Annotated in this window: 8 protein-coding genes and 1 tRNA gene; 5 read left to right on the top strand and 4 right to left on the bottom strand. The window is 55.7% G+C overall.

The features are described from left to right. Positions 1-105: 105 nt before the first annotated feature. Entirely contained in the window at positions 106-681 is a 576-nt protein-coding gene (gene pagP, locus ACQG0S_RS14115; RefSeq protein WP_023300518.1) for a lipid IV(A) palmitoyltransferase PagP, read from the top strand. On the opposite strand, the gene ACQG0S_RS14110 is transcribed toward pagP, so the two are convergent. The 3 genes from ACQG0S_RS14110 to ACQG0S_RS14100 are packed head-to-tail and all read right to left on the bottom strand — an operon-like array spanning position 678 to position 5,787. Then, complete coding sequence (locus ACQG0S_RS14110) at positions 678-1,601, bottom strand: acyltransferase (RefSeq protein ID WP_160863192.1); 924 nt, start codon at positions 1,599-1,601, stop codon at positions 678-680. The two genes, pagP and ACQG0S_RS14110, sit on opposite strands and share 4 nt — an antisense overlap. Before the next feature lie 38 nt (positions 1,602-1,639). Further along, positions 1,640-4,702 carry an efflux RND transporter permease subunit gene (locus ACQG0S_RS14105; RefSeq protein ID WP_048966842.1) on the bottom strand — a complete coding sequence of 1,021 codons (3,063 nt, stop codon included), beginning with the start codon at positions 4,700-4,702 and terminating at the stop codon, positions 1,640-1,642. After that, positions 4,702-5,787 (bottom strand): efflux RND transporter periplasmic adaptor subunit, encoded by a 1,086-nt coding sequence (locus ACQG0S_RS14100; RefSeq protein WP_063137663.1) that lies wholly within the window; start codon positions 5,785-5,787, stop codon positions 4,702-4,704. Before ACQG0S_RS14100 ends, ACQG0S_RS14105 begins: the two co-directional genes overlap by 1 nt. A 472-nt stretch (positions 5,788-6,259) precedes the next feature. Between ACQG0S_RS14100 and ACQG0S_RS14095 the strand changes: the two genes are divergently transcribed. The 3 genes from ACQG0S_RS14095 (at position 6,260) to ldtA (ending at position 10,427) form a co-directional block, all read left to right on the top strand. Further along, a complete protein-coding gene (locus ACQG0S_RS14095) occupies positions 6,260-6,691 on the top strand; it encodes a universal stress protein (RefSeq protein ID WP_023300514.1) in 432 nt (143 codons plus the stop codon). 47 nt (positions 6,692-6,738) lie between these two features. After that, positions 6,739-9,432: a cation-transporting P-type ATPase gene (locus tag ACQG0S_RS14090; RefSeq protein WP_023300513.1), complete on the top strand. Its 2,694-nt coding sequence runs from the start codon at positions 6,739-6,741 to the stop codon at positions 9,430-9,432. A 62-nt stretch (positions 9,433-9,494) separates the two neighbouring features. Continuing rightward, positions 9,495-10,427, top strand: coding sequence for a L,D-transpeptidase (gene ldtA, locus ACQG0S_RS14085; protein WP_048966843.1), 933 nt, complete (start codon positions 9,495-9,497; stop codon positions 10,425-10,427). 83 nt (positions 10,428-10,510) lie between these two features. Here ldtA and ACQG0S_RS14080 read toward each other — a convergent pair. Beyond that, positions 10,511-10,586, bottom strand: a tRNA-Asn gene (locus ACQG0S_RS14080). Positions 10,587-10,906: 320 nt separating this feature from the next. On the opposite strand from ACQG0S_RS14080, the gene nac reads away from it, so the two are divergent. Next, positions 10,907-11,824, top strand: coding sequence for a nitrogen assimilation transcriptional regulator NAC (gene nac, locus ACQG0S_RS14075; protein WP_022648585.1), 918 nt, complete (start codon positions 10,907-10,909; stop codon positions 11,822-11,824). Positions 11,825-11,848 lie beyond the last annotated feature (24 nt).

Raw genomic sequence — 11,848 nt, 5'->3', positions numbered from 1 at the left:
TCATCTTATCGGGTCCCAATATAAATCAGCCTGTTTGGCTCCGGTTAGGGCTGAATGGTTTACAGTAATAATGATCGCTGTGTGACGTAAGCTGAGGGAATAACGATGCAACGCCTCTTTCCTGCACTCTGGGTAGTCCTGTTTTTGGTGGCTTCGCCGCTGCATGCGGAGCCAAAAGTCTACGGCGAACAGCGCATCCACCGCTGGTGGGATGCGGTAACAGACGATATTTCCCAGACATGGGAACAGCCGGATCGTTACGATCTCTACCTGCCGTTTCTGAGCTGGCATGCCCGCTTTATGTATGACAAAGAGAAAACGGATAACTACAACGAAATGCCGTGGGGCGGCGGACTGGGCGTTTCTCGCTACAACGACGAGGGCAACTGGAGCGCACTCTTTGCCATGATGTTTAAAGATTCACATAACGAGTGGCAGCCCGCGATGGGCTACGGCTGGGAAAAGGGCTGGTATCTGGATAACGCAAAAGATTTCCGTCTGGGGCTGGGGGCCGCCGCGGGGATCACCGCGCGCGACGACTTTGCCAACTATGTCCCGCTGCCATTTATTTTCCCGCTTTTCTCTGCCGGATATAAGCGCGTCACCGTACAGTTCACCTATATTCCCGGAACCTACAACAACGGCAACGTGCTGTTTGCCTGGCTGCGCCTGGGCTTTTAAAGTGTGATCACTTTTTTGGCCACTGCGTTGGACAGAATCAGCAGCGAAAACAGGACCGACGTAACAAAGGTGAGCACAATCAGAGCAAGTTTGGTGCTCAGGGACGTTACCGGAATGAGCGCCGTCAGCAGGTGAAACACCGAGTAGTGCATGATATAGACCCCGGTCATCGTTTTGCTAATGGCGGCCAGCACGGACTCTTTAAACTCCGCATTGCGGCGAAAACGTACGCCGTTGGCCGCAATCACCAGGGCAATAATCAGGATGTAGATTTGCGATCCGGTGAGGATAAAGGCGTTTCTGTCCGCTTTAAATAGCGCAAAAAAGAAATGCCGTTCGTAAAACCACGTGAAGAGATAGATAAACGGTATGGCAATCACCGCTGCCCTGACCACATTTTTGCGGCCGATCCACGCCGCAATCTGCGGATCGCAAAAGAGCTGCCCCGTCAGATAAAACAGCAGCCACGTCCACAGGCGATACTGCGGCGACAACGAAAGCACGTGGACATCAGGATAGAGGGCTGACAGCAAATCGTACCCGTATGAGAAAAGCAGCAGGGTGACAATCACCCCGCAAAACAGCGTTCGCCGCTGGCTGAGCCACTCCACCGCCGGATGAAAAGTGTAAATCACGACAAATGCGAACACGAACCAGGGCTGGATAAGATATCCGCGCTGATAGGGCTCCCACAGGTAGTAAATGGTTACCCAGAACAGAAAGACGATCACCAGGCTTTTGATCTTATCCAGCTGCCAGCGCGTGCCGTGTCGGGATTGCCCATCCAGATACCCTGCAACCACAAAAAACAACGGCGTGGCGATGGTCGAAATGAAGGTTAAAAAACCGAGGATCCAGTGATAGTCATAATCGTAATGGTCCCAGGTGTTGTAGATGGTGAAGAAGGTGACCGCCGTCATACAGCCCAGCGTCTTGATGATGTTCAGCCCTGTCGCATTCATTGTTGTTCAGCTTCGTCCTTACGATGAAAACACGCGTAAATTACGGGGAGTACCAGCAGCGTCAGGATTGTAGCAAACCCAAGCCCAAACATAATCACAACGGCCATGCTCTGGAAGAACACATCCAGCAGCAGGGGGGCGAGGCCAAGCACGGTCGTAAAGGCGGTGAGCAGGATGGGACGCAGGCGCGACGTGGCGGCGTAAACGATCGCAGTGTGCTGATCCTGCTGCGCTTTCTGCTGCTCAATCTCTTCCACCAGCACAATGCCGTTGCGGATCAGCATCCCGCTCAGGCTCAGCAGGCCAATCAGTGCCATAAAGCCAAAGGGGATCCCGGTAAGTAAAAAACCGGGCGTAACGCCGATCAGCGCCAGCGGCACGGTCAGCCAGATAGCGACGGCGTTTTTTACCGAACTGAACATCAGCACCGTGATCACAAACATCACCAGATACCCGAGCGGCAGCGTGGTAAATAGCCCCTGCTGCGCTTCGCTGGAGTTCTCCGCGTCCCCGCCCCATTCAATGCTGTAGCCGTGGGGCAGAGGCAGGGCATCTATTTGCGGCTTCACGCGGGCGAGAATATCGCCGGACGTTTGCTGGCTTAGCGGGTCAGGGTCGGTCTGCACGGTCAGCACGCGCGAGCGGTCGCGACGCAGGATCAGCGGATCTTCCCACTCCAGCGCGAAGCCGCTGACGACGTTGCTCAGCGGAATATACTGCTGACGGGTCTGGCTCCATACCAGGACGTTATTCAGGTGATTGGCGTCCAGCCGTTCACTTTCCGGCGGGCGCACCACCACGGGTAACAGGTCGCTTCCTTCTCTGTACAGTCCCGCCCGGCTGCCGGAGAAATTCATCTCCAGGGCGTTATCGACGTCTTGCTTATCCACGCCAAGCTCACGTCCGAGCGCGGTGACGTACTGCGGGCGGATCACTTTGCTGCGGTTTTGCCAGTCGTTCCTGACGCTGTCCGTCGCCGGATCGCGCGTAAGAATGTTGTCTACCTGGCTGGCGATCAGACGCAGCCTGTCCGGATCGGGGCCCTTAATACGTATTTCAATGGCGCTGTCACCGGAGGGGCCAAACATCACCCGTTTCGTGCTGGCATTAACCTGCGGGTAGTTCCGTGCGATGTACTCATCAACGTGGCGGGTCAGGGCGGGGATGTTACGCTGGTCGTCCATTCTCACCATGATTTGTGCATAGTTGCTGTACTGCCGCTGTCCGCTGTAGGTCAAAATAAATCGCATACTTCCCTGACCAATCGTCGAGACCGTAGTTTCCACGCCAGGCTGGCCGTTAATGGTTTTCTCGATATCACCGGTCATCTTCTCGGTCCAGTTAATGTCGGTCCCGTAAGGGAGCCAGAGGTCGACAAAGAAAATTGGCGTACTGGATGAGGGGAAGAAGTTCTGCCGCACCGAGCCAAAGCCCCAGATGGCGGCAGCCAGCAGTGCGGCCATCACCATCAGCGTTGGCGCTTTACGCCGTAACAGTGCATTGAGCAAACCCCGGTAGATCCGATAGATGCGTTTGTCGTAGGGATCCGTTTCGTCGGCGTCTGGCGGTGCAGCGTCATGTTTAAACAGCCACCATTTAATCAGCACCGGCGTAATGGTGAGGGCTGAGAACCAGCTCAGCATCAGCGAAATCAGCAACACCTGAAACAGCGACTTACAGTATTCGCCGGTGGAATCCTGCGACAGCCCGACGGGCGCAAAAGCCAGGATGGCGATGACCGTCGCACCCAGCAGCGGCAGCGCAGAGCGGCGAATAATCGCGTTAATGGCGTTAAGCAGGGGCGAGCCCTGCTGCCGGGCTATCAGTACCCCTTCGACAACCACGATGGCGTTATCGACCAGCATACTGAGGGCGATGATCAGCGCCCCCAGTGAAATACGCTGTAGTTCTATGCCCCAGAGATACATGATCAGCAGCGTGCCCAGCACGTTGAGCGTGAGGGAAAAGGCGATAATGAGCCCGCTGCGTAAGCCCATAAAGATCAGCAACACACCGACGACAATCGCCAGCGCCATCAGGAAATTAATGATAAATCCGTTGACGGAATGCCCGACCTCCGCCGCCTGATCGTAAAACAGGTCGATATGGATACCTGCCGGTTTCTCGGCTGACATCTGCTCAAGCTTCGCCTCCAGGGCATGTCCCACGTCGATCACGTTAACGCCGGGGATAAAGGAGACGCCCATGGTGACGGCTTTTCTGCCGTTGGCATGGTAGATGCTGGCAGGGGACGCATCCAGCCCGCGTGACAGGGTGGCAATATCCCGTAAACGGGTAGCCGCCCCAACGCCGGGCGGGGTCACTATGAGATCGGCCAGCTCGTCAATACTTTCGAATTCACCTGTAGGATGCAGACGAATTGACTCAGTACCGGAGGGGATCTCTCCCGCGCTGGAAACCACGTTCAGCCTGCTGAGCTGGGCAGAAAGCTGGTTAAGCGTAATCCCGCGCGCGGCCATTTTGCTCAGAGAAATGTCCACGTTAATCTGCTGGGTGAGGGCTCCGCCGATGGCCACTTTGCCCACGCCCGGCACGAGGACCAACTCCCGGCGCAGCTGCTCGGCATACCGCACCAGTTCCGGATTGCTGAATTCATCGCCGGAAATGGCAAAGAAAAAGCCGAACACATCGCCAAAATCGTCATTCACAAACGGGGTCACTACCCCCGGTGGAAACTGTCGGGCGGCATCTCCCACCCGGCGACGCAGTTCATCCCAGATTTGCGGCAGCGCATTTGAGTGGTAGCGCGAGGCTATATTGACCGTGATCTGCGACAGGCCGCTGGAGGAGATGGAGCTGACGTTATCCAGGTAAGGTAACTGCTGAAGCGCGTTTTCCAGCGGCAGGGTGACCTCTTCCTCAACCTGCTGCGCCGACGCGCCCGGATAATGAGTGATTACCACCGCCGTTTTGATGGTAAACGCCGGATCTTCCAGTCTGCCGATGTTCAACAGGGCAATAATGCCACCTACGCCCAGCAGCAGAATAGTCAGCCAGACGCGAACCGGGTTGCTGATAAACTGACGAGAGATATCCATTACAGTCCCCGTTCACGCGTCCAGATACGTACCGGCTGGTTGGGATGTAACTCCCCAACGCCTGCGGCCACCACGCGTTCACCCGCCTTAAGCCCACCGACGATGACGACCCCCTCAGCGCTGACTTGCCCGACGCTGACCTTACGATCTTCCAGGTGCAACGTATCGCCTTCGCCCGTCACCACCCAGACGTGTGGCTCATTGCGCGGGCGGTTATCCGGGTTAAAGACCGCTTCAACCGGCACCACCAGCGCCTCACTGCCCACGCCCGTCGGTAGGTTGGTTAAATTGATGGTGACCGTTCCGCTGACGCCGCCCACGACGGGAAAATCATCCGGGCGGGGCATGGTTAAAATCACCTGCCAGGTCAATGTGTTGCTGTCGCTACTGCCTGAGTGCTCTTTGTACACAGCGGTAAACTCGCGACCGGGCAGGGCGTTGATCCTCACTACCGGTTTGTACTGCGCATTGCGGATATCGAAGGTGTTAAACAGGTTCTCTGGAAGGCTGAACACCACGTCCAGCAGGTCGGTACGGGTCAGGGTGACGACGGGCTGGCCGGCTGAGACGACCTGATGATTTCGCACATGTACGCTGGCCGCTGTCCCGCTAAAGGGGGCGACGAGCGTCATCTGGCTTAATTCCTCGCGAGCAATCTGTAGCGCGGCGTTTGCAGAATCGCGGTTTGCGCGCTGGACATCCATCTCGGCCTTCGACACGGCCTGGCGTCCTGCCAGGGTCTGGAAGCGGTCGAATTGCCGCTGAGCCAGGGTCGCCGCCGTTTGCCTGTCGTTCAGACGCTGCCGGGCTTCGCGATCGTTAAGACTGGCGAGCCGTTGTCCCTGTTTGACAACGGCACCCTGGCGAATGTCCAGAGTCTCAATCTGCCCGGCACGTTTGAACGCGAGATCGGTGGCGTCGCCGGATTCGATACGCGCGGGAAATACGCGCTGCTGCGCGTTGCCGGCCTTCACCACCTCTGCGACTTTTACCATTTTTGGCAGGGGCGCGGCGCGGTCGGGTTTGGGGTCGCACGCCGTCAGCAGCAATAAAACAGCAGGCAGAAGAGAGAGGTAGCGCTTCACAGTATTCCCCTGATAATAATTGTTTTATTTATTTCGTCATCAATGCTGGGGTGGCACTATTCCGCCAGGGCCGAGACGACCACATAGGTAAATAAACCGATTGCTGTGCTGGCGATAATGGCAAGCGCAATAAACAAACCAAGGCGAATCAGGCTCAAACCGTACATGCATTCCTCCATGAGGTTGAAGGTGGCGCGGGATAATGAGAATGAACATGTTGCATGTCTGACTATGAGCATAGTCGGTGAATAAATAAATGTTAAATAACCATTATTAGTGGCGTGACATACTCAGGCGAAACAAGCGATACGATAGCGTATCCCCTTTGAATAACATCCTGATATTCCTGTGCTACGTTTAATAGCATCCATTCCTTTTTTCCGTAAAAGGCATTCACGCCTGTACCCATGGGTTTGATGCGATCTCTCCTGATTCACTCACTGTTGTGTTGGTTATAAAAAGGATGCTTGATATGTATAAAACGATTCTGGTGCCGGTGGATGTATACGAAACAGCGTTGTCTGATAAAGCGCTACAGCATGCCCAATTCCTGGCGCAAAGCGCATCGGGTAATGTCCATCTGCTGTACGTTATGCCAAAGTTCTCGGCGGAACTGACCCGCGGTTTTATTGCAGACGCGAGAAAGATGGATGAATATATGATTAATAATGCTAAAGAAAAACTGGCCGCGCTGGTAAAAAAAATCAGCCTGCCGGAAGCAAATGTCCATCTACATGTTCGCAGCGGGAATATACGTGATGAGGTAATCAAACTGGCGGATGAACTTAACGTCGGCGCGATTATTGTGGGGTCGCGCAATCCCAATATTCAAACCCATTTATTAGGGTCAGAGGCGGCGAGTATCGTTCGTTATGCACATGTTCCTGTTTTCGTTATTCGTTAATGACATGAAAGCAAGGTGATTTCTGAAAAGAACCCGAGGAAGGAACGATGATAACAGAAAAGCCTCACCATCCGTATTATCAACAGACCGTTGATGAAACCCTGACAAATATCCAATCCAGCCTGGACGGACTTACCAGTGCAGAAGCCACCGCCAGACTGGAAAAATACGGTGAAAATGCCTTACCGCAAAAACCGGGTAAACCTGGCTGGCTGCGCTTTCTGGCCCATTTCAACGATGTCCTTATTTACGTCCTACTGGCGGCGGCGCTGCTGAAGCTGATAATGGGACACTGGGTGGATATGTTTGTCATTCTTGGGGTGGCCATCATCAACGCCCTGATTGGACATATTCAGGAGAGCAATGCGGAGAAATCGCTGCAAAGCATTCGTAATATGCTCTCCAGCGAGGCTGTGGTCATCCGGCAGGGCAACCATGAAACTATCCCGACGACAGCGCTGGTGCCGGGAGATATCGTGGTGATACGCGCCGGGGATCGCATTCCTGCCGACCTTCGCGTAATAGAGGCGCACAACCTGCGGGTGGAAGAAGCTATCCTTACCGGCGAATCCACCGTGGTGGAGAAAAGCAGCGATGCGCTCCACGGGGAGTTGCCGTTAGGCGACCGTTACAACCTGCTTTATTCTGGCACCACCGTCAGCTCCGGCGGGGGAAAAGGGCTGGTGGTGGCGACCGGGGGGGAGACCGAACTCGGCCATATCAACCAGATGATGTCGGACATTGAAAAACACCGTACCCCGTTGATGGTGCAAATGGACAAGCTCGGCAAGACCATTTTTATCACCATTCTGGTGATGATGCTGGCGCTGTTCGTTTTCAGTCTTATCTTCCGTGATATGCCCGTATCAGAGCTGGTGCTGTCGCTGATTAGCCTTGCGGTGGCGGCGGTGCCGGAAGGTTTACCGGCCATTATCTCCATCATCCTCTCGCTGGGCGTGCAGGCGATGGCGCGTCGCAAGGCGATTATTCGCAAGCTGCCTACCGTGGAAACGCTGGGGGCGATGACGGTGATCTGCTCGGATAAAACCGGCACCCTGACCATGAATGAGATGACGGTAAAAGCGGTGATTACCGCGGACACCACCTACCGCGTGGAGGGAGACAGCTACGAGCCGGTGGGCAATATTCACCCTGTTGACGATCCAACACCGGTAACCGTGACCCAGGGGTCTGTGCTGGAGCGCTATCTGCGCACCGTCGATCTCTGTAATGACAGCCAGCTGATCAAAGATGAGCAGGGGCTATGGAAAATCACCGGCGGGCCCACCGAAGGCGCGCTGAAGGTGCTGGCGGCAAAAATCCCGCTTCCGGCAATTGACGCCGAATTGCGCAGTAAAATCCCATTCGATTCGCAATATAAATACATGTCTACCCTGTATCGCCTGGGCGACGAAGAGGTGATGTTAATCACCGGTGCGCCGGACGTCCTTTTCCGTCTTTGCCAGCACCAGCAGACTCAAAACGGGCTGGAGCCGTTCAACCTGCACTATTGGGAAGAGAAGATTGAAGAGTATGCGCGCGAAGGATTGCGCATGGTGGCTGCGGCCTGGAAACCGGCCGCCAGCGGGCAGCGCGAGCTGACGCATGCGGATCTGCAAGAGGGGGTCATACTGCTCGGCATTGCGGGCATGATGGATCCCCCGCGTCCGGAAGCCATTTCGGCCATTGCCGACTGCTTGCAGGCGGGCATTCGCGTGAAAATGATTACCGGGGATCATCCACAAACAGCGATGAGCATTGGTCAGATGCTGGGTATTGGCAACGCGGCGAGCGCCATTACCGGGCGCGAACTGGAGGCGATGGACGACCACCAGCTGAGCGAGGCGGCGCAAAAATACGATATCTTTGCCCGAACCAGCCCGGAAGATAAATTCCGTCTGGTGCAGGCGCTGCAAAGTAAGCAGGAAGTGGTCGGGATGACCGGGGACGGCGTGAACGATGCGCCTGCGCTGAAGCGGGCGGATGTCGGCATCGCGATGGGGATCAAAGGTACTGAAGTCACCAAAGAAGCCGCCGATATGGTATTAACGGATGATAACTTTGCCACCATTGCCCGGGCGGTCCATGAAGGGCGTCGGGTCTACGACAACCTGAAAAAGACCATTCTGTTCGTTATCCCGAGCAACATCGCCCAGGCCCTGCTGATCATTATTGCCCTGCTGGCGGGGAACCTGATCCCGTTAACACCGGTACTGATCCTGTGGATGAACATGGCAACCTCGGCAACGCTGTCGTTTGGTCTGGCGTTTGAAGCGGGTGAGAAGGACATCATGAACCGGCCGCCGCGTAAGTCTAACCTGCACGTGATGGACGGTTACGCCATCTGGCGCGTGGTGTTTGTCGGCCTGATGATTGCCATCAGCGCCTTTGTGCTGGAGGCCTGGCTGCAACCGCGCGGTTACTCGGCGGAGTTCATCCGCACCGTGTTGCTGCAAACGCTGGTCACTGCCCAGTGGTTTTACATGCTCAACTGCCGCGTCACCGACGGCTTCTCCCTGAGTAAAGGTCTGCTGGCTAACAAGGGCATATGGATCGTGAGCGGCGTACTTCTGGCCCTTCAGCTTCTGATCGTCTATGCGCCGTTTATGCAGATGTTGTTCGGTACCGAAGCGCTGCCGTTCCGCTACTGGATCATTACCTTCCTGATCGGGTTCGCAATGTTCATGATTGTTGAAGCGGAAAAAGTCCTTACCCGGAGATGGCGCACGACGAAAGGATAACTGAATGAGTAGTCTAAGCCTGCCCACCGGCAGGCTTTCTCTTTGACCGAGTACAGAACACTATGATTCGATTTGCCGCGTTCGTTTTTACGCTTTGTATACTGGTTCCCGCTGCATCTGCTGTAACCTACCCACTCCCTCCCGAGGGGAGCCGCCTGGTGGGAGCGCCGATAACTGTCACCGTACCTGAAGGCAATACCCTGCCGCTCGAAGCGTTTGCAGCGCAGCACGGGCAAGGGTTAAGCAATATGCTGGAAGCTAACCCGGGGGTAGATCCGTTTTTACCACGTGCCGGTACAGCGCTGGTGGTGCCGCAGCAGCTTATTCTGCCGCCAACCGTGCGTGAAGGGATTGTGGTGAACGTCGCGGAAATGCGTCTTTACTATTATCCACCCGGCAGCAACACGGTTGAGGTGCTGCCTATTGGCATTGGTCAGGCCGGGCGCGAAACGCCGCGTAACTGGGTAACCGCCGTTGAGCGCAAACAGGAAGGCCCAACCTGGTCACCCACGCCAAATACGCGACGTGCTTACGCGAAGGAGGGGAAAACGTTGCCCGCGTTCGTGCCCGCCGGGCCGGATAACCCGATGGGGCTGTATGCCCTTTATATCGGCAGGCTGTACGCGATCCACGGTACCAACTCAAATTTCGGCATTGGCCTGCGCGTCAGCCAGGGCTGCATTCGCCTGCGTAATAACGATATCAAATACCTGTTCGATAACGTTTCGGTGGGGACGCGGGTACAGCTTATCGATCAGCCCGTAAAAATGACCACCGAGCCGGATGGTAGCCGCTGGGTAGAGGTTCACGAGCCGCTTTCACGCAATCGCGCGGAATTTGAATCAACCCGAAAAGTGCCGCTGCCCATTTCGGCCGCGCAAAGGACGCAGCTGATAAGTGAAGGGGCGGGCACTGAGCTGGAACGGCGGTCGGGGATGCCGGTGAGGCTTGCAATGCCCGGTGGCGTTGCGCTTACCGGGCCTACAGGACCGTAGGTCGGATAAGCGGAGCGCCACCCGACAAACTTACCAAACGCAGAAAAGCAAAAAGCCTGCTTTAAAAGCAGGCTTTTCAAATTTGGCTCCTCTGACTGGACTCGAACCAGTGACATACGGATTAACAGTCCGCCGTTCTACCGACTGAACTACAGAGGAATCGTGTGAACGGGGCGCATATTATCGACCTGCGTACGCCTTGTCAAAGGATGGATCGCCGACTTTTAACTGTTTGCTGACAAAACCAGCAAAGTGACGTTTTTGCCAACGGAATGCACCATAATTGTGCAGATATACCCCGAATGGGGCAGATCGGAAACCATTGTCCCCATCTCAAAACAGGCACCAGTGATTGGCTTTCCTTATTTTCAGCCGCTTAGCAGAGACATACACCCGCTGCAAAAAACTGGCATCCATATTGCAAAACCTGTTTAACAACACAGCCGTTACCGGCACGCTATTTTCGAACAGGGGGCAACATGAACTTAAGACGACTGAAATACTTCGTAAAAATCGTCGATATCGGCAGCCTGACCCAGGCGGCTGAAGTGCTGCATATCGCGCAGCCTGCGCTGAGCCAGCAGGTCGCGACTCTGGAAGGCGAAATGGACCAGCAACTGTTGATCCGCACCAAGCGCGGCGTAACGCCTACCGAAGCGGGAAAAATTTTATATACCCATGCCCGTACGATCCTGCGTCAGTGCGAACAGGCGCAACTGGCCGTGCACAACGTAGGTCAGACCCTGAGCGGGAATGTCTCCATCGGCCTGGCGCCGGGAACGGCCGCATCGTCGGTAACCATGCCGCTGCTTCAGGCGGTGCGCGCGGAGCTACCGGAAGTGCTGGTTTATCTGCATGAGAACAGTGGTTCCGTGCTCAATGACAAACTGCTCAACGGTCAGCTGGATATGGCGGTGCTGTACGATCGCTCACCGGTTGCCGGGATCACCAGCCAGCCGCTGCTTAAGGAAGATCTTTATCTGGTCGGGACCCGTGATTGCCCCGGCCAGAGCATTGATTTAACCGCCGTGGCAGAGATGAACCTGTTCCTGCCGCGCGACTACAGCGCCGTGCGCGTTCGCGTTGACGAAGCGTTCTCGCTGCGCCGTCTGACGGCGAAGATTATCGGTGAGATTGATTCCATCTCCACGCTGACTGCCGCCATTGCCAGCGGCATGGGGGTAACGGTACTGCCCGAGTCTGCCGCACGTTCACTGTGCAGCGCGGCGAATGGCTGGATGGCCCGCATCACCACGCCATCCATGAGCTTACCGCTGTCGTTGAATATGTCCGCGCGCGGCTCCCTGTCACCGCAGGCGCAGGCGGTGAAAGAGATCCTGATGTCTCTGGTCAGTAAGCCGTCGCTGGAAAATCGCGAGCTGCAACTGGTCAGCTGATATTCCAAATAAGCATAAGATGCT

Origin of the sequence: Enterobacter cloacae complex sp. 418I7, assembly GCF_050030705.1 — a bacterium.
Classification (GTDB): Bacteria; Pseudomonadota; Gammaproteobacteria; order Enterobacterales; family Enterobacteriaceae; genus Enterobacter; species Enterobacter intestinihominis.
This window is presented reverse-complemented; position numbering and strand designations above follow the sequence as displayed.